This is a genomic window from uncultured Nostoc sp., assembly GCF_964245575.1.
Taxonomy (GTDB): Bacteria; Cyanobacteriota; Cyanobacteriia; order Cyanobacteriales; family Nostocaceae; genus Nostoc.
The window spans coordinates 1-17,732 of the sequence record NZ_CAXTNP010000171.1 but is presented as its reverse complement, the minus strand read 5'-3'; the positions used below and the strand labels follow the sequence as shown (position 1 = coordinate 17,732).

At 43.3% G+C, this 17,732-nt stretch carries 15 protein-coding genes, 1 other RNA gene and 1 pseudogene; 2 read left to right on the top strand and 15 right to left on the bottom strand.

Annotated elements, in window-relative coordinates:
- Both ACFFAP_RS24180 and ACFFAP_RS24175 read right to left on the bottom strand, forming a co-directional pair.
- Positions 1 to 322, bottom strand: a pseudogene (locus ACFFAP_RS24180) (hypothetical protein); the annotation flags it as partial.
- Between the two features lie 42 nt (positions 323 to 364).
- Complete coding sequence (locus tag ACFFAP_RS24175) at positions 365 to 1,438, bottom strand: TIGR03032 family protein (protein ID WP_375513602.1); 1,074 nt, start codon at positions 1,436 to 1,438, stop codon at positions 365 to 367.
- A gap of 327 nt (positions 1,439 to 1,765) precedes the next feature.
- Between ACFFAP_RS24175 and ACFFAP_RS24170 the strand changes: the two genes are divergently transcribed.
- Positions 1,766 to 1,999 carry a hypothetical protein gene (locus ACFFAP_RS24170; protein WP_375513601.1) on the top strand — a complete coding sequence of 78 codons (234 nt, stop codon included), beginning with the start codon at positions 1,766 to 1,768 and terminating at the stop codon, positions 1,997 to 1,999.
- Positions 2,000 to 2,149: 150 nt separating this feature from the next.
- Here the strand turns inward: ACFFAP_RS24170 and ACFFAP_RS24165 are convergent, their stop codons facing one another.
- Both ACFFAP_RS24165 and ACFFAP_RS24160 read right to left on the bottom strand, forming a co-directional pair.
- Positions 2,150 to 3,862 carry a diflavin flavoprotein gene (locus ACFFAP_RS24165; protein ID WP_375513600.1) on the bottom strand — a complete coding sequence of 571 codons (1,713 nt, stop codon included), beginning with the start codon at positions 3,860 to 3,862 and terminating at the stop codon, positions 2,150 to 2,152.
- Between the two features lie 169 nt (positions 3,863 to 4,031).
- Complete coding sequence (locus ACFFAP_RS24160; RefSeq protein WP_375513599.1) at positions 4,032 to 5,750, bottom strand: diflavin flavoprotein; 1,719 nt, start codon at positions 5,748 to 5,750, stop codon at positions 4,032 to 4,034.
- 1,149 nt (positions 5,751 to 6,899) lie between these two features.
- Here ACFFAP_RS24160 and ACFFAP_RS24155 point away from each other — a divergent pair.
- Complete coding sequence (locus tag ACFFAP_RS24155; protein ID WP_375513598.1) at positions 6,900 to 7,355, top strand: transposase; 456 nt, start codon at positions 6,900 to 6,902, stop codon at positions 7,353 to 7,355.
- Positions 7,356 to 7,613: 258 nt separating this feature from the next.
- On the opposite strand, the gene ssrA is transcribed toward ACFFAP_RS24155, so the two are convergent.
- The 11 genes from ssrA to ACFFAP_RS24100 all read right to left on the bottom strand — a co-directional run bounded on the left by ssrA (position 7,614) and on the right by ACFFAP_RS24100 (position 17,254).
- Positions 7,614 to 8,004: a transfer-messenger RNA gene (gene ssrA, locus ACFFAP_RS24150) on the bottom strand.
- Between the two features lie 66 nt (positions 8,005 to 8,070).
- Positions 8,071 to 8,871 carry a class I SAM-dependent methyltransferase gene (locus tag ACFFAP_RS24145; protein WP_375513597.1) on the bottom strand — a complete coding sequence of 267 codons (801 nt, stop codon included), beginning with the start codon at positions 8,869 to 8,871 and terminating at the stop codon, positions 8,071 to 8,073.
- 105 nt (positions 8,872 to 8,976) lie between these two features.
- The gene (locus ACFFAP_RS24140; protein ID WP_375513596.1) at positions 8,977 to 9,924 is read right to left on the bottom strand and encodes a F0F1 ATP synthase subunit gamma; all 948 of its coding nucleotides are present in this window, start codon (positions 9,922 to 9,924) and stop codon (positions 8,977 to 8,979) included.
- Positions 9,925 to 10,040: 116 nt separating this feature from the next.
- The gene (gene atpA / locus ACFFAP_RS24135; RefSeq protein WP_375513595.1) at positions 10,041 to 11,555 is read right to left on the bottom strand and encodes a F0F1 ATP synthase subunit alpha; all 1,515 of its coding nucleotides are present in this window, start codon (positions 11,553 to 11,555) and stop codon (positions 10,041 to 10,043) included.
- A 146-nt stretch (positions 11,556 to 11,701) separates the two neighbouring features.
- A complete protein-coding gene (gene atpH, locus ACFFAP_RS24130) occupies positions 11,702 to 12,256 on the bottom strand; it encodes an ATP synthase F1 subunit delta (protein WP_375513594.1) in 555 nt (184 codons plus the stop codon).
- Positions 12,253 to 12,825: a F0F1 ATP synthase subunit B gene (locus ACFFAP_RS24125; protein ID WP_375513593.1), complete on the bottom strand. Its 573-nt coding sequence runs from the start codon at positions 12,823 to 12,825 to the stop codon at positions 12,253 to 12,255. Before ACFFAP_RS24125 ends, atpH begins: the two co-directional genes overlap by 4 nt.
- Before the next feature lie 186 nt (positions 12,826 to 13,011).
- The gene (locus ACFFAP_RS24120) at positions 13,012 to 13,443 is read right to left on the bottom strand and encodes a F0F1 ATP synthase subunit B' (protein ID WP_375513592.1); all 432 of its coding nucleotides are present in this window, start codon (positions 13,441 to 13,443) and stop codon (positions 13,012 to 13,014) included.
- Between the two features lie 354 nt (positions 13,444 to 13,797).
- Complete coding sequence (atpE, locus tag ACFFAP_RS24115; RefSeq protein WP_012411162.1) at positions 13,798 to 14,043, bottom strand: ATP synthase F0 subunit C; 246 nt, start codon at positions 14,041 to 14,043, stop codon at positions 13,798 to 13,800.
- A 238-nt stretch (positions 14,044 to 14,281) separates the two neighbouring features.
- A complete protein-coding gene (gene atpB / locus ACFFAP_RS24110; protein ID WP_375513591.1) occupies positions 14,282 to 15,043 on the bottom strand; it encodes a F0F1 ATP synthase subunit A in 762 nt (253 codons plus the stop codon).
- A 60-nt stretch (positions 15,044 to 15,103) separates the two neighbouring features.
- On the bottom strand, positions 15,104 to 15,544 hold the full coding sequence (locus ACFFAP_RS24105; RefSeq protein ID WP_190911839.1) for an ATP synthase subunit I: 441 nt from the start codon (positions 15,542 to 15,544) through the stop codon (positions 15,104 to 15,106).
- A 528-nt stretch (positions 15,545 to 16,072) separates the two neighbouring features.
- Positions 16,073 to 17,254: a methyltransferase domain-containing protein gene (locus ACFFAP_RS24100; protein ID WP_375513590.1), complete on the bottom strand. Its 1,182-nt coding sequence runs from the start codon at positions 17,252 to 17,254 to the stop codon at positions 16,073 to 16,075.
- Positions 17,255 to 17,732 lie beyond the last annotated feature (478 nt).

Below are 17,732 nucleotides of genomic sequence, written 5' to 3'. Positions count from 1 at the left end.
TGCTGACGGTGGAGCCTGAGAAGTCACCTGTCTCAATGCCGTCAAAGTCAATTTTATCAATGCCGTTAATTACAAAGCCGTTGTTACCGTTAATGTCAGATAGGTTGAAGCTAGCTCCAAAGCCACTGCTACTGCCAAACACTACGTTGTATTTGGCAGCACTGCCGTTGTCTTTACTTGCCCCGATAATCAGGTCTTCCATGCCGTCGCCGTTGAAATCTCCGGCACTGCTATTGGAGATGCCCACGAAAGACCCAACGATCGCAAAACCATTGTTCCCGTTAATGTCAGAAAGGTTGAAAACTGCTGAATTAGGTGCCATTCTTGTTGATTCCTCTTACAATTGTGAATTTTGAATTACTTCTCATCCCACTGTCACTACCCGCCGAATTTCGTCGCTGCGAAACCCGATCGCCATTGGACGACGTACCCCCAAAAGCGCCACCACATCGTATAATTCCAGCACCACCCCTTCTATTCGCAAGGAATGAACAATATCGCCGCTTCTCAGGTCAATCACTAGTAACCCACAACGAGGCTCAACGTTTTTCTGTTGCAATTTATCGTCTAGGGGCAAACCGCTAAAGGTCTTGTTATGCCTGGGTTGAGAAATTCCCACTACTGCAAAGTCGCCATAAAATGCACAACCGCGCAGATAGCCCGGACAGAAGGCGACTGGCTCAAATACTCCCCGCTTTAAATCGGCAAAGCCAAACTCTCCCGCGCCTGAGTTGAGCAGCCAGAGTTTTTCCTGATGCCATCGCGGGGAGTGGGGCATAGACAGCCCCTGCAACACGATTTCATTGCTTTCTACGTCAATGACACAGCCGCCATTTGCCCGATGCTCCCGCCAGCCTTCTGCTACATCTGACTGGCTGACGGCGGTGACGTATTTAGGTTTTCCTTGCTGCATTGCCAACCCATTCAGGTGACATCTATCCTCTGCCGCTAGTTTGCTAATAAAATTTGGTTGCCATAGAGGAACGAAACTGTGGGTTTCGCTGACTGTTCCCAAACAACTAAATAAAGTATTGACAAATAATAGTTTCTGTGATTTTAAATCTTTCTCTTCTGCTCTACTCAAAGCGATGTCGTGAATATCCAAATCTCCCGTCACATAACTCATCTGGGGCAAATAAAGAGCATCGTAGCCTTGGTGGTTTTGTCCGGGTTGGATGATATTTTCAAATCGCCACAGTTGATACAGGGAACTCATATAGAGGCTGTTGCCATTGGCATACAAACCCATGCACCGCTCAAAGCTACGTTCAAATACAGATAATTTGCCGTTTGGTTGCAAGCCGATGAAGAATAATTTCCCCGCTTGATAGGTAGTGAAGGACAAACTCAGGTTTTGCTCATACAGCCAAGGGGTAAACTGACGAGAAGCGTTGATTTCTAGAGATGGTTTGTTAATGTTGCCCTCATTGGGATTCACTTGGTTTTGACTCCTTGGTAACTCTGGTGTTCAATTGGTAATAATTATTGCCGCAGGGCAGGATGCTCTTACTCTTAAACGTAAACTAGGCAACACACCAGCAACAGCAGTTCCGTCATCTGCTTTGAGCGATCGCATTCGACACATTTCCTAGTCAGTGGTTCTTCATTTCAGAAATCTACCAGAGTATTATCGGAGTCCTTTTAAAACAATAAATGGTTTTGTAATATAAAAGTATATCGTGTGTAATCTAAAACTTAAAACTTCCAATATCTGTCTAAAGATAGATAGCTTAGTACAGCTTTGCGTAAAATCGTAACGTTTTTAATGCAAGGGGACGCATTGGTATTGTCAGCCGATGCATTGGCATTGTCAGTCGATGCATTGGCATTGTTAGTCGATGCATTGGTATTGTCAGCCGATGCATTGGTATTGTCAGCCGATGCATTGGTATTGTCAGTCGATGCATTGGCATTGTCAGCCGATGCATTGGCATTGCAGGGTATTGCTAAATTTAATTCGCTACGAATTAATAAAATGCTGTACTTAGTCAATAACTAAAATTCTCTTGGGCGGACTCTGCATCTTGACAAAAAAATGAGATGGACATCTTGTCCATCCCACAATAAAAAAGATAATTTTTGTCATAAAACGCTTTGCCTTGCCTATATTTAAGCTAAAGCGCTTCCGCTAAGTTAAATGTCTCACTATTTAATAATGAGTCCCGGTTTTGCGATGGTTAATGGCAGTCACAGCATCAGGCTTGAGTAATTTACCTTCATCTACAGTTGCATACACAACCCAATGGTCGCCACATTCCAGACGTTGATTGACTGAGCATTCCAAATATGCTAGAGCGTCAGTGAGGACGGTACAGCCGTTATCTGCAACTGCTGTACTAAAGTTGGCAAATCGGTCTTCCCCAGGCGCAAAAGATTTACGGAAATGCTTCATGTAATCTTGATGATTGCCTTCAGGTAGAATATTTAAGGCAAACTTACCCCCTGGATACATCAAAGATTCGATCGCTCGGTCTTTGGCGATCGCCACACTTATTCCGGGTGGGTTGAAGGTGGCTTGAGATACCCAAGCGCCTAACATTGCAGTAGACACTTCTCCAAGTTTCGCTGTCACCACGCAAACGGAACCAACAATCCGGCCAACAGCCTGTTCGACTGGAGTAGCGGCTTGTTGTGGTACACGTACCTTTTTAGCTTTTTTCAGTGCTTGGGCAAAGTCTGTACCTAATTCTTCACAGAACTTGAGAGTGACATCATCAGGTTTAAACTTCACTTTCAGGGTGTCAAAGCCAAAGCGATATCCAGCATCGCGGAGTTTACCTTCGATTAAGTCAAATGCTTCGCCACTCCAGCCATAAGAACCAAATACCCCAGCGAGTTTGCTGTTGTCACCACTCGATAGCACAATCCCTAAAGCAGTATGAATGGGAGTTGGCGCATGACCACCGATGGTAGGAGAACCAATGATAAAACCCTCTGACTGTGCGAGGTTGATGCGAATTTCATCAGGAGTAGCAAATTCGCAGTTAATCGATTTGACTGCAACTCCACCTTTAGTTAGCCCCAGAGCGATCGCTTGTGCTAAAGTTGCCGTATTCCCGTAAGCTGAAGCATAAAGTAGGGCAACGGAAATCTCGCGATCATTGTGAGAACGGCTCCATTCTCCATAAGCTTTGGTAAGTTCAATTAAGCCGGTGCGTACCAAAGGCCCGTGACCCACAGCATACATTCTCACCTGCAAATCTGATATTTTCTCCAAAGCTGCTTGCACATGAGGAGTTTGGGGAGCCATCAGGCAGTTAAAGTAGTAACGCTGGTCTTCTTTAAGCGCTTCCCAGTTATCATCAAATACATCATCACCACAAAGATGAGTTGCAAATAACTTATCTGTGTAGAGAATTTGGGTTTGCTGATCGTAGGTACAAAGTCCTTCTGGCCAACGCGGACTAGGAGTGGGTAAGAATTTCAAAACATGACCCTTGCCTAAATCCAGAGTTTCTTTCCCCCGCATTACCAAGACATTTAAATCTTGCTCTAAGAAAGCAGCACGCAAATTGTTCGCACCGGGAAGAGAACAGACAAAAGTTACCTGTGGTGCCAGTTCTAAAATTGCTTTGAGGGTTGCAACTCGATTGGGACTAAAATGACCCAGGATTATATAATCCAAACTTTGCAAATCTAAAGTCTGCCGCAATGTCTCTAAATAAATTTCGGTAAAGCTTTCTGGCGGTGGATCGATAAGTGCGGTTTTATCAGCTTCAATTAAATAGCAATTGGAGGTAGTACCTCTTTCAAGTGCGTATTCAATTTCAAACCGCAGACGTGACCAACTACGTGCTCTGATCGCCTTAGTATTTGTAGCAATTGGTAGAACTTGTACGTCGCGTGGCTTGGAATTGGTCATAGCTGTTAAAAGTTGGGGAACAGAGACTGGGGACTAGGGACTCTTTACTGGGGACTGGGAACTCTTTACTGGGAACTGGGGACTGAGGACTCTTTACTGGGGACTGGGGACTGGGGAAGAGTTTTCCCAATACCCAATCCCTAATCCCCAATCCCCAATCCCCAATCTCTTAGTAGTAATTACCTACTTTGCGATGGCGAACGGCTGTCAATCCATCGTTTTTGGAAACACGACCTTCTTGGACGGTGCAATATAAAATCCAGTGGTCGCTGCATTCCATGCTGGTCTGTATTTCACATTCCATGTATGCTAGAGCATCAGTTAGAATTGGGGAACCGTTTTTCGCGGTTTGAGTTTTCACTCCTGCAAAGCGGTCAGCACCAGGATGCAAGCGCTTGAGGAAGTGTTTCTTGAGTTCTTGATAATTACCTTCTTCCAAAACGTTGAGGACGAAGCGATCGCCTATTTGCATTAAGGAATCAATGGCGCGGTCTTTCGCAACGGCAATTGTCAATCCTAATGGTTGCAAACTCGCTTGCGTTACCCAGGATGCCAGCATTGCACTTGAAGCATTATCTTTTTTAGTTGTGACTATATACAGTCCACTACTAATCCGACCCAACGCCTTTTCCATGTTGACATCAAGGGACTTGATTTGCTTGATGTTGCGATCGCGCACTAGCAATTGTCCCAAGTCTTTACCTGCTTCTTCACATAACTGGAATGTAGATGCGGTGGGAGCCTCTTTAATCCGAATGGCTGGGAAGGCTTCTTTGATGCCAGAGTTGAGAAATTGTCTGCGGAGTGTATCAATGGGTTCATCATCCCCACCGTAACATTCAAACAGCCCAACAAATTGCTTGTTCTTGGTGACAGCCAGTACCGAACTGATACTAGCTTGGGCGGCGGCAGAAGTAGTGGGAGGCATACCAATAATGATGCCAGCTGCTCTCCCGGCTAGTTCTTGAATTTCTTGACTCTCAGCAGTACTTAGATCCAGTACTTCTACCCCAATGCCAGTTTTCAGTATACCTTCGGCAATTGCGTGACCAAGGCGTTCACCATACCCATAATCTGAGACAAAAAACAAGCCGACGGTGGTTTCTGCTTTAGCTTGTTTTTGGCTCCAATTTTCGTAGCACCCAGTCAAAACATCTAGATGGTGGTATAGTAGGGGACCGTGGCCGTTGGCAATAATATTAATCTTCCCAAGATCACCCATCCGCTTCATGGCATTCACCAAAGAGCGAGCGTTAGGGCCCATCAGGCAGTCGTAGTAAAATCTAAAGTCAGCTTCGATCGCTTCTAAATCTTCGTCAAAGGTGCGATCGTCACAAAAATGCATCCCAAAAGCATCACAGGTGTAGAGAATTTGGGTTTTGCGGTCAAAGCTAAAGATTGTATCCGGCCAGTGCAGGTTAGGCGCACTCACGAATTCCATTTCGTGTCCTTTGCCGATATCTATGCGATCGCCAGTTTTTACAACCCTCTTCGAGAAAGGATCGTGGACTAAGCCTTCCAAAAACTGAAGCGCAACTTTTGAAGCTAAGACGGTAGCTCTAGGAGCTAACTGGAGTACATCTTCTACTAAGCCGCTATGGTCTGGCTCTGTGTGACTAACAATTATGTAATCAATTGTTTTGGGGTTGACAAGACTTTTTAGAGTCTCTAAATACAGATCGCGAAACTTCTGGTGAGAAGTATCAATCAAAACTGTTTGTTCACCCCTAATTAGATATGAATTGTAGGTTGTGCCGTTTTGCAGTCCGAATTCGATATCGAAGCGATCGCGGTCCCAATCAAGAGAGCGAATCGCCGTTGTGTTAGGGGCAATTTCTACAGTTTGTATAGTTAGCCGATGTTGAACGTTCTCTGCGATCGCTACCATTATTCGTCTCCGAGCGCAAATTAACAGGTTTTTATTCTGCCTCCATTGTCCCTATTATTTTTTGTTTAAGTTGTAAGGAATATCAGTTTTTGGAAAATTTAACTTGTATCAATTATTGCTGTTTCTTAGCAAAAATTATGACTCGAAAATATACTAATTATTAATTTGTTTTTTTAAATTTACTGAGTATTTAATTTTGCTATGTATTTGAGTTTATCCTAATTCAAAAAGATTCATGTTTATTATATTGAAAAATTCTCAGAACATACCCATAACTTTTATTGTAACCTTTTTTTTAATGACGTATGAATACTAAGGAAATCACAGGCTTCACAAATATATTTTTTAATTGTGATATAAAATATTGATATGTCGCAAAATCGAGGTATATAGATTTAAATGCCGATTATCAAAAGTTACTTTTTTTAAGACTCTATATTATTAAGTAGGAAAAGTAGGAAAAGTAGGAAAGGTAGGAAAGGTAGGAAAGGTAAGATAAACTCACCCTTTCAGCCCGCATCGAATAATCTATTAGCACTGTTTTTCCTAATACATATCGAATAGATTTTTGTCTAAACCAAAATATATTCATGAAAAATATAAATTTTATGTAAAGTGGAGAAACAAATATTTTGATAGAGATAACTAAGGCAAATTTCTAGATACGAGTAAGAGAAAAAGGAACTAGGCTTGTATACCTTTTCCTGGGCATTCAAATGTAACCTAGCGTAAAAATGATTTTTAAAGTTTCGATAAATCTCCGTAACCATACGAATGATCTAATAAATTTAATGATACAGTCCTTTATTATGGACTTTAAACATTAATCAGGACAACACCAATAAATTCTTATTGTCATAGCTGAAATTTACAGCTTCTAGCTATCTAACAAATTTGCTTATGCAGTTAATAATGTCATTTCTGATGTATCTAACTTTTTATAAAAATTCATTCTTGATGATAAATTGCAAACTTTCATAGTGTTCTCAAGCCAATACTTCTCGCGTAGCAGCGTTTTAAACGCCGACATCCTTAATACTTGTAGTTCAGCTTTTACAGCGTGCTATTAAATACGTAGGTAATTAAGTATATAGGCGTGAATAGACATAAAAAAATGGCAAAAATTGACTGTGTAAAAGGTTATTATTTATGGGATGCCGATTAAAAGTCTTTCTAACTGAGGAACAAAAGCTGACTTTAGAAGAGTTAAGAAAAGCCAAAGATGTTCCTCAACGTACCAAGGATCGCGCTCAAGTTTTACTGCTGAATACTCGCGGCTTAAAAAATGAGCAAATTGCTAAAGGCTTGAACTGGGCGATTTCAACAGTACGTCAAACCCTTCATCGCTGGGAAAAGATGGGTTTAGCTGGTCTGTGGGATGCTCCTGGTAGAGGAGGAAAACCCCGATATTCGGAATCAGACTTGGCTTATCTAGAAAATTGTTTAGCTCAAGAGTCACAGACTTATAACTCTAAACAATTAGCAAAAAAACTAGCATCTGAGCGTCAAGTCAACTTAAGTGCAGATCGATTACGACGGGTACTTAAAAAAAGGGCAAGGAGGTTAGGAAGCGCACGCAAACAACCTCAAGAACAGAATAATTAATGTGAGTTCGATAAACCTCTCTCTGTCTTGAACTTTCATTCAACGAAGAGGCAGGGGGCAGAGGACTTGGGGACAAGGAGAAAGACTCGTTGCAAGTTCTCACTCAAGTTACTTTGTCTCCTCTCCCTCCTTGCTCCCTTGTATCTGCTTCAAGTCTGTCCCTCTCGCCCGTCGGAGAGGGACGATTTTGCGTAATAAACGTAATAAAAAAAAATCCACCTAAACATTAAACTGTTTGGTGGACTTGTTAGTTATTTTTAGTGGATCCGAGCAGAGTCGAACTGCTGTCCAAATTGGGTATTGACCCCCCGCTCATTCACAGGTTTAGCCTTTCTGACCCTCAAGGCGGGAATCGTTCATTATCCCGAACGTAGGATGCTCTGATTTAATCTTAGCTAGCAAGCCAACCAGAGAACGCTTACTAGAGCATCCGTTGGGGTTTGGTCTTCAGTCCTTAACGGAGTCAAACTAAAGACGCTCGAACCTGTAAGAGGTGTTTTAGGCTGCTACTAGAGCTTCCCGACGAGCAAATTTAACGATGTTATTCGCATTTACTTTTTTTTCGAGCCTTTGATTTCCGAGAGGAGACTCACTCTCGACCTGAATCACAGAGCAGCGTTCGCCAACCTGTCGAAACCGTGACGGACCCATGCGCTTCATATTTCAATTATAATACGCAGTTTTGAAAATGTGTTATTGGGCAAAGACTTTTTGTTCACGCCAGTACTCCTGAGTAACACAGGGTGTCTTTATATGAATTTGGCTCTAGACCATCAGTATAGTTAGCAGATACGGTAATGTCTTTGTAGCTGTTTTCCCGTAAACACATAATAAATTCGTCGCGTCCAAACCAATGTAGGGAAAGATTTTGTAACTCTGTAGCAACAAGTTTGCCCTCTTTCCACTTCTCGTAGCGAATCACAGTCGTATTCAGTTGATTTAGCCAGTCTATCCGAGATGTGGATTTTAAAAGGATTGTTGATCCATCAGGGCACTTGATTGGCGAACGCTGCTTAACAATATTCTCTGTTTTAAAATCTTCGATAGGCAACTCTAAATCAATAAAGATTCGCCCTTGTGGTTCCAGATGTCGAGCAAAAGCTTGCAATGTAGCCACAGCAGCAGTTCGCTTTTCTAGCAGCATGAACAAGCCAAAGGAAACTGCGATTGCACTAAATTTACCAGGAATGTCAAGATTTTCTACACAACCTTGATGCAGAACAGGATTTAAATTCCTGTCAGCACAGTGTTTGCTACAAGCAGCAAGCATATTTGGTGAACTATCAATACCCTCAACATTGATACCAGCTTCTAGCAGTGGAATGAGTAGTCGTCCCGTTCCCACCATCGCCTCCAAAATTCTGCCACCAATTGATGAAAGATGTTTGATGTAGTATGGAATATCTGGGTAACCTTGACCAATGGGCTTAGTTATTTCATAAACGTAATCTTGACCAATGGGCTTAGTTATTTCATAAACCTCAGTACATAAGGGCCCATATACCGTCAATGTCATCTAGTTAAAAGTCCCAAACACTAAAAATAGCCAATTGCTAATCTTAAAATAATTAGCAATTGACTATATATTACAACGCACTACAAATAAATAATTAGCTATACCCTAAGTTAGTGCTTCAGCACCACCAACAACCTCTAGGAGTTCCTGGGTAATTGCAGCTTGTCGGGCTTTGTTGTAAGACAACGTGAGGGTGTTAATCAATTCACCGGCATTCTCGCTAGCATTACTCATAGCTGTCATCCGGGCTGCGAGTTCACTAGCCGCCGATTCTTGCAGCGCCCGCAATAACTGGTTACTCAGATACAGGGGCAACAAAGAATCGAGAATCTGCACTGGATCTTGCTCGAAAATCATGTCAGGAGCCAACGGGCGGGCTTGGCTAGCCACTTTCTCCCGTTCTACTTCAAATTTACCGCCACGGGTTGTCAAGCGGAAGATTTCGTCATCGCCTGCTTCTAGTCCTTGCGGATCGAGGGGCAGTAAGGTTTGTATCACAGGACGGGAGCTAACTAAGGAAAGGAATCTAGTATAGATTAATTCGATGCGGTCAACTTCTTCCGAAAGGAATAAGGAGAGTAATTGATCGGCAATCTGATTGGCTTCTGCTGCGGTAGGAATTTGCTCTAATCCGCTATAGGTAGCATCAATGGGCTGATCGCGGCGTTGAAAGTACTGCGTAGATTTGCGTCCGACTAACACAAATTGATAGTTTAAACCTTCTGCCTTGATTTCCTTGGCGCGGTTTTCTGCACGACGGATAACGTTATTATTGTAGCCGCCGCATAAACCGCGATCGCCTGAAATTACCAATAGCCCGACTGACTTCACTTCCCGTTTTCTCAGCAGTGGTAGGTTTGCTTCTTCAAAGCGCAGACGGCTTTGCAAACCATACAATACTTGTGCCAAGCGATCGGCAAAGGGGCGAGTCGCTAGCACTTGTTCTTGCGCCCGACGCACTCTAGCCGCAGCTACGAGACGCATGGCTTCTGTGATTTTTTTGGTGTTTTTGACCGACTGAATGCGATCGCGTATTGCTTTTAGATTGGCCATATTCTTGAGTTAGGAGTTAGGAGACGCGATTAATCGCGTCTGTACAGGAGTTAGGAGTTAAGAGCTAGGAGTATTTCATTAACTTTTAACTCTTAACTCTTCACTCCTAACTTTAATTACGCTGCTGCTTTGAAGGTCTTCTTGTATTCGGTAAGTGCTTCTTTCAAGGCAGCTTCTTCTGCGTCACCTAGTGCTTTGGAGGCTTTTACTCCTTCGGCATACTTACCAGTCTTTAAGTACTCGCGCAGACCTTGGGTAAAGCTGGTGACTTTATCAACAGGCACATCATCTAAGTAACCATTGATACCAGCGTATAGAATTCCTACTTGCTCGTATACTGAGAGTGGCGAATTTTGTGGCTGCTTGAGAAGTTCGCGCAACCGTTGACCCCGTGCTAACTGGTCTTGAGTGGCTTTATCTAAGTCAGAAGCAAATTGAGCGAAGGCTTGCAGGTCGTCAAATTGGGCTAGTTCCAATTTAATCTTACCAGCAACTTTTTTCATTGCCTTGGTTTGTGCCGCAGAACCCACGCGGGATACAGAAATACCTGGGTTCACAGCCGGACGGATACCAGCGTTGAACAAGTCAGAAGATAGGAATATCTGACCATCGGTAATGGAAATTACGTTGGTGGGGATGTATGCTGAAACGTCACCAGCTTGGGTTTCGATAATCGGTAGGGCGGTCATACTGCCTTTACCTAATTCGTCACTTAGCTTGGCGGCTCTTTCTAGCAAACGAGAGTGAATGTAGAATACATCTCCAGGATAAGCTTCGCGTCCGGGTGGACGACGCAGCAGTAGTGACATTTGGCGATAAGCTTGGGCTTGCTTGGAGAGATCATCATAAATTACCAGGGTAGCTTTGCCTTTGTACATAAAGTACTCAGCAATAGTTGCGCCTGTGTAAGGAGCTAGGTATTGTAGTGTTGCTGGTTCACTGGCACTAGCTGCGACGACGATGGTGTAATCCATTGCGCCTTTTTCTTGTAATGTCTGCACCACGTTAGCGACAGTGGAAGCCTTTTGACCGATCGCAACGTATACACAAATTACATCTTCTTCTTTTTGGTTGATGATTGTGTCGATCGCGATCGCAGTTTTACCAGTTTGACGGTCACCGATAATCAATTCCCGTTGACCACGACCGATGGGAATCATTGAGTCAATAGCTGTGATACCCGTTTGCATGGGTTCGTGTACTGACCGACGAGCAATGATACCAGGTGCTGGAGATTCAATCAAACGGCTTTCTGATGACTTGATGTCTCCCTTACCATCGATGGGACGACCCAAAGCGTCTACAACTCGTCCAATTAAGGCTTCTCCTACTGGAATCTGAGCAATTCTACCAGTAGCGGTTACAGAACTACCTTCTTGAATTTCTATCCCTTCACCCATAAGCACCGCGCCCACGTTGTCTTCTTCTAAGTTCTGGGCGATGCCAATTGTGCCGTCTTCAAATTCTAAGAGTTCCCCAGCCATAGCCTTTTCCAGACCATATATCCGGGCAATACCGTCACCTACTTGCAAGACGGTACCAACGTTAGCAACTTTGACTTCTTGGTCGTATTGCTCGATTTGTTGTTGGATTATGCTGCTAATTTCGTCAGGTCTAATTGATATGCTCATGTGTCTATCTTTTTGCTTTTGAGACGGAAGTAAAAGGGACTGGGGATTAGGGACTGGGGATTAGGGATTAGGGATGGAAATAATTTATGACTATAATCTTTTTCCTAGTCCCCAGTACCCAGCCCCCAGTCCCCAGTCCCAATTTTCTAGCTATTAGTTAAGCGCAATGAAAGGCGGCGCAGCTGACCCCGGATACTGGCATCAATTACCTGCGAACCTACTTTAATGATTACACCACCAATTAACTCGCTGTCTACCTTGGTTTCTAGTTCTACCTGGCGAGCATTACTGATGGCAATGACCTTTTCTGTGATTGCCTGCTGTTGAGCTTCTGTGAGGGGAACGGCTGAAATTACTTCCGCTAATACGGTTTGATTCAGCTGCCGCAACAGCGCCAGATATTGTTGAAAAATCGATTCCAAGAAGGCAATGCGGCGTTTATCTACCAATACAAGCAAAAAATTGCGTAAGTAGGGGTTAGAGCCTTCACCGAGTATTTGTTTGATGAGAGCTTTTTTGTTCTCAGACTGAATAAACGGGTTGCTGAAGAAGTTGTGTAACTGTTTGTCTGTCCTGAGCAGTCCCAGAAAAGTCCGTGCATCTTCCCCGAACTCTTCTGTCAAATTTTTTGATTGCGCTATTGACAAAAGTGCCTGTGCATAAGGTTGGGCTACTTCAGCTGCCGCTACTTGACTTGTCATACATTGCCTCCCAATTGTGCGATGCTGCGATCAATTAAACCTTGTTGAGCATCGTCGGCAATCCCGCCTTGAAGTTGTGATTCGACTTTTTGCAATGCTAGTGTAGCAACTCTTTGCCGCAGTTGAGCGATCGCTCGATCTGTTTCAGTGTTTAAATCTGCTGCTGCTGTTTGTTTCAAGCGTTCTACGTCTTGGTCTGCCTTCGCTAACAAGGCTTCTTTCGCTTTTTGGGCGTTTTCTACAGCCGATTGGCGAATGCGTTCTGCTTCTGCTTGAGATTGCTTCAACTGCTCTTGCCCTTTGGAAAGGGCAGTTGAAGCCTCTTTTAAGCGCCCTTCTGCTTCCTGAATTGCGGTGGCAATATTGGATTGTCGCTCGTTCAGGATATTGCTTAAAACTTTACGTCCGAAGTAGAATAATATGCCAACCAGAATCGCTAGATTGATCAGATTGGTTTCAAAAATGTCTAGGTTTAGACCGAAACCACCTTCTGCTGCGCCTTCTGCCAATTCAGAGTGAACAGCGTTCGCTTCTGCGGCAAGTAATAAGAATGTCCCCATGATACCCATTTACAAGTGCGCTGCTCGCCTGCTAATACGTTGTATTTTCCCGTAGGTAAATTAAGTATCTTTCCCCATAAGGAAATTAAGTATCTCTTCCCAGAAGGGAAAAAGTGCCTTTTTTGACACTTAATTAAGCGCTCTGGACTAGGGCCCAGTTGCGCGTATGCTTTACAAAGAACCAGTCTAGTTAGCTTATCTAACTGGAGTTGGCCCCAATAGTTTTTCTAGAATCTGCCTGCTTAGAGCATCAACTTGTTGCTCTAAGGTGCGAAAAGCTTCTTGCTTTTGTTGTTCTATTTCAACAGAAGCTTGTTCTCGTTGAGACTGAGCTTCCTTTTGGGCTTCAGCGATTTTATCGGCAGTAATTTTTTTAGCTTCCAGTTGAGCTGCTTCTAGGGTAGCTTGCGATTGTCTGCGAGCGTCTGCGAGTTGCTGCTCATATTCGGTGGCTAAACGCTCGGCTTTTGCCAAGCTTTCTTTCGCCTCAAGGGTATTCGTTCGGATATAATTATCGCGATCGTCTAGTACCTTGGTCAGTGGCTTATAGAAAATTGCATTCAACAAAGCTGCCAAGAGCAGGAATTGCAATGCCATGAAGGGCAAGGTAGCATCGAAATCAAACATTTGTCTCCTCTTTGGCTGGAGTAGCAGTTTTCATGGCTAGCAACATCATCCAACCTTTGATATTTTAGAGACCCATAGCCAACAAGGGTCAAGTAATGCAAGGATTTTAGATTGACGATAGCGTAGCATTAGCGACGTAGGAGTGTCTTTGGGATTTTAGAGCAGGCATAGCTCAGGGGCAGATACCGAAAACTCTTGATAATCCAAAACCCAAGTTGCGCTTCTAGCACACCAAAGGTGCGACCTAAAATCTAAAATTTGTAATCAATTACATCAAAACGACTCAATTCCTAAAATCTTTTGATTGTAGAGGCGTGATGGTTCACGTCTCCACACTCACAAAAATTTCAGGTATTAGCCGAAGGGGTTAGCAAACAGCAATACCAGGGCAATTACTAGACCATAAATAGTCAAAGATTCCATGAATGCCAAGGTTAATAGCAGAGTACCGCGAATTTTACCTTCTGCTTCAGGTTGACGGGCAATACCTTCTACTGCTTGTCCAGCAGCATTTCCTTGACCGATACCAGGGCCAATTGCAGCTAAACCAATCGCTAAAGCAGCAGCGAGAACTGAAGCAGCCTGCACTAATGGATCCATGTTGATTTTCCTTGCTTTGATTACAAAACTAACAGACATTACGTTAACAATTAGAAACGTGGTTTTCACGCTGCACCGGGTTCTTTAAGATCGCGCTTTGCGATGTTTTGAGCGAAAATGCTCTTGGAACTGTGCTATCAACTGAGAAGTTTAACAGTTATCAGTTATCAGTTATCAGTTATCAGTTGTCAGTTTCGCCGCACGCTTGATAACTTTTCACTGTTAACTGTTCACCGATTTAATGCTCCTCATGTTCATCTGAGCCATGCCCCTCCATTGCCTCATGAATGTATGCTCCGGCTAGGGTGGCAAAAACCAGGGCTTGAATGGCACTGGTAAATAAACCCAAGGCCATTACAGGCAGAGGTACAAATAGAGGAACTAGCAGCACCAGCACTGCTACTACCAATTCATCCGCCAAAATATTACCAAATAGACGGAAGCTTAGGGAGAGGGGCTTGGTGAAATCTTCTAGAATTGCGATCGGCAACAAAACAGGTGTTGGCTCTATATATTTCTTAAAGTAGCCTAAACCCCGTTTGCTAAAACCTGCGTAAAAGTACGCTAAGGAGGTTAGCAATGCCAATGCAACAGTCGTATTGATGTCATTGGTGGGAGCTGCCAATTCGCCCGAAGGTAGCTTGATGAGCTTCCAGGGAATTAGTGCGCCTGACCAGTTCGATACGAAAATAAACAAGAACAATGTGCCAATAAATGGCACCCAAGGGCGGTACTCTTTCTCACCAAGTTGGTTTTTTGCCAAATCACGAATAAATTCTAAGGCATATTCCATCAAATTCTGGATGCCCTTGGGAATTCTTTGTGCGTTGCGAGTAGCAGCTATTGAAGCCACTACTAGAATACTAATCACAAACCATGAGGTGAGAAAAACTTGCCCATGAATTTTAAGATTGCCCAACTGCCAGTAGAAATGATGACCTACTTCTAATGCGGCGAGGGGAAAAGAATTAAAGGCGTTTAAGACACTAAGCATTTGCATTCTTCAAGCATTTTCCCCAACGAGCGAGGATGGGATTACTATCTTTGTGAGCCTGACTTTTTAAGAATCAGGAATGAACGCAATTTGCACCATATAGACGAGGAGCGTGGCTTTGTAAGTTAGAAATCCCAAAAATATGGGCAGAATCTGTAGCTCACGCCATTGACTTGCGACGATCATCACTCCAATAAACAGAGCAAAACGAGTTTTGCTCAGACTGGTTTTCTCACTACCAAGCTGCTCTACGTCTCTAGCCAACATTTTTAAGTAAACCACACCTGTACACGCCCCAATTAAATAATTTAGGGCAATGTTTAAGGAATAAAAAATCCACACAGAGATAAAAATAACCCCCGTCAAGACAAGCGTGATTACCAACAATCGCTGGAAGAGTTGATGGAACTCTTGCATGGAGTTACCTGATTCTGTGTCTCCAGAACCAGTTTTAGCATCTTGTTGCGTTGTCGGAGTGGGCGCAATTGATTCGTCTGACAAGCTCACGGGACTTGAAACCAGTACAGTTAAATATGATGACTGCACATTCAGTCAGCTGAATCATATCACGATCCGGTAACAATACTTTAGGAAAAAACAATTAACTTCTTGGCAACGTTACACATTCAGTAAAATCGCGCTCACAGAAGCGAGAGAGCGGCTGATCATGTGAGGGAGCATGTGGGTGAATAATCAATAAATGTTGCCTGAAAATTCAAAATTTCTTCCAATTCCAGTTTTTTTGAGTGAATAATTATCCTCCAAAGTTTGAAGTAAGTTGGTGTCAATAAAATCAACTGGTGCTTGAGGAGCGTATGAACGTACCGCAAATCAGAAATTGTAGAGTAGCGGTTTGTCATTAAAGATCGCACCACTGCTGAATTCCAGAAAGCTCCAACTTTTGGGATGTACAATACCCTGTTTCTTAGGCACTTTCCTAATTTACATTAATTTGCCAAAAGTGGTGATGGGCGATCGCTCATCACCACGAGTATAAATTGACAAATCTTAACCCAGGATCAAAATCTAGTGTAATTAAGCAGGTGTCAATAAAATCAGCTGCTGCTGGATAAGCGTTCTTACGCCATCCAATTTCAGTTGCACACCTGCTAAAATGTCTGCCACTGTTGAATTAGCATCACACTTTTGCATAAATTCCAACTCGGCTACAGATAAATTAACAATTTGGTAATTGTAATTAAAGAAACATTGACTGGGAAATCCTTCAATACAAGGATTAAGTTCGGGAATTGCTGCCAGTAGGGCGTTATCGTCTGACCAATCGGCTTTGATCAGGGGAGGACGACCAAGGAAAAACTCGTAATGAGTTACTTCTGGATCTAGTAATTCTATCAGGCGATAAAGCTGGCGATCGCTCAATTGTTTTGCCCGTTCTACTAACTCTGGTGCTTTGCCTAAAAGTCTCTCTAAATCCCAGAAACTCGGATTCGAGAAACCAATAAACTCCAACCCGGAAGCATCTATTAATTCAAACAGCGTCTCAATGTTGTAGTCAATTTCCTGGGGATGAACGTACATATCAGCAAAGTTTTCATCCTTGTGGTTTTCTAATGACCAACGCTGTTTATCGGATTTGACAATTCGATTACTTTCTGGTAGAGAGGCAAATATTTGTCGTCCGACTTGGACACCATCGCGGTAGTCGCCTTTTTTGTCACCTTGAAGAAGTGCGATCGCTTTTTGCATGAGTTGAATTTCCCAGCGTCCCAACTCCCCGTATACAAAAATGTGCATCAAGCCGCCTGGGGCTAACTTCTTCGCCAAAGCTTGAATACCGCGAATTGGATCGGAGGTATGATGCAAAACACCAACACAGTTGATTAAATCAAACTCACCCGGTAACTGTTCCACATCAAACAAGCTGAGGTGATGAAATTCAACGCGGGTAGCCCCAGAACGCTGACAACGCTCTTTTGCTACAGCCAAAGCGCCAGTACTGAGGTCAATTCCCACAACAGAAGCCTGGGGATTGAGGTGAACCAAGTACTCTGTACTCACACCAGTACCGCAACCTGCATCTAAAATCCGAATATCTTGCCTTTGGGGTTTTTGACCTGTGCAGAAGTTATGAGCGGCTAGCCAATTCCAGCGCCAGTTGTAGCCTGGAGGTGGTTCATCCAACAGGGCTTCTGGTGGAAAGGGATAGGTATTGTAGAGTTTGGCAACAGCAGCACTAACAGTTTGGGAATCAGACATGGTAAGTAAATCTTGGGGCAATCTGAGTTTATCGAATCTCGGATGTTAATAAGCAATAAGGAGTAAAATTCAAGTCAATAAAATTAATAGCGTTGTATTGTAGATGGTAGATTACGGTTTGTCGATAATTTTCTCTTTGCTTGGATTAGTAACAATACGCTTGGGTTAAGCATTTTTTCTTCTCTCTGTTTCGCGCCAGTTGCTACCCTACGGGAACGCTAAGAGCGAACAAGTCGGGGAACCCGCCCAACGCACTGGCTTCTCTGCGCCTCTGCGGTTCGTAAAAAAATTGACTTTGGCAAATAGTTTTAGCCTTAACCCAAGCGTATTGAGATTAGTAAGTGCAATGTCTACGACGGGCTACGCCTACGCATTTGCAACTAAAAAAAGTAGCAGCGAATATCTTTGGAGTAAATAAATCCAACATCAGAACTCGGCCATTGGCGTTCAGAACTCGGAACTTCGACCTTTTTGCTCG

What these genes read in the sequence shown, in the direction of transcription:
- atpB (WP_375513591.1), bottom strand. Translation starts at nt 15,043, where the DNA reads ATGCAAATGCTTAGTGTCTTAAACGCCTTTAATTCTTTTCCCCTCGCC.
- ACFFAP_RS24100 (WP_375513590.1), bottom strand. Translation starts at nt 17,254, where the DNA reads ATGTCTGATTCCCAAACTGTTAGTGCTGCTGTTGCCAAACTCTACAAT.
- atpE (WP_012411162.1), bottom strand. Translation starts at nt 14,043, where the DNA reads ATGGATCCATTAGTGCAGGCTGCTTCAGTTCTCGCTGCTGCTTTAGCG.
- ACFFAP_RS24120 (WP_375513592.1), bottom strand. Translation starts at nt 13,443, where the DNA reads ATGTTTGATTTCGATGCTACCTTGCCCTTCATGGCATTGCAATTCCTG.
- atpH (WP_375513594.1), bottom strand. Translation starts at nt 12,256, where the DNA reads ATGACAAGTCAAGTAGCGGCAGCTGAAGTAGCCCAACCTTATGCACAG.
- ACFFAP_RS24165 (WP_375513600.1), bottom strand. Translation starts at nt 3,862, where the DNA reads ATGACCAATTCCAAGCCACGCGACGTACAAGTTCTACCAATTGCTACA.
- ACFFAP_RS24145 (WP_375513597.1), bottom strand. Translation starts at nt 8,871, where the DNA reads ATGACATTGACGGTATATGGGCCCTTATGTACTGAGGTTTATGAAATA.
- ACFFAP_RS24160 (WP_375513599.1), bottom strand. Translation starts at nt 5,750, where the DNA reads ATGGTAGCGATCGCAGAGAACGTTCAACATCGGCTAACTATACAAACT.
- ACFFAP_RS24140 (WP_375513596.1), bottom strand. Translation starts at nt 9,924, where the DNA reads ATGGCCAATCTAAAAGCAATACGCGATCGCATTCAGTCGGTCAAAAAC.
- ACFFAP_RS24125 (WP_375513593.1), bottom strand. Translation starts at nt 12,825, where the DNA reads ATGGGTATCATGGGGACATTCTTATTACTTGCCGCAGAAGCGAACGCT.
- ACFFAP_RS24170 (WP_375513601.1), top strand. Translation starts at nt 1,766, where the DNA reads ATGCAAGGGGACGCATTGGTATTGTCAGCCGATGCATTGGCATTGTCA.
- ACFFAP_RS24155 (WP_375513598.1), top strand. Translation starts at nt 6,900, where the DNA reads ATGGGATGCCGATTAAAAGTCTTTCTAACTGAGGAACAAAAGCTGACT.
- atpA (WP_375513595.1), bottom strand. Translation starts at nt 11,555, where the DNA reads ATGAGCATATCAATTAGACCTGACGAAATTAGCAGCATAATCCAACAA.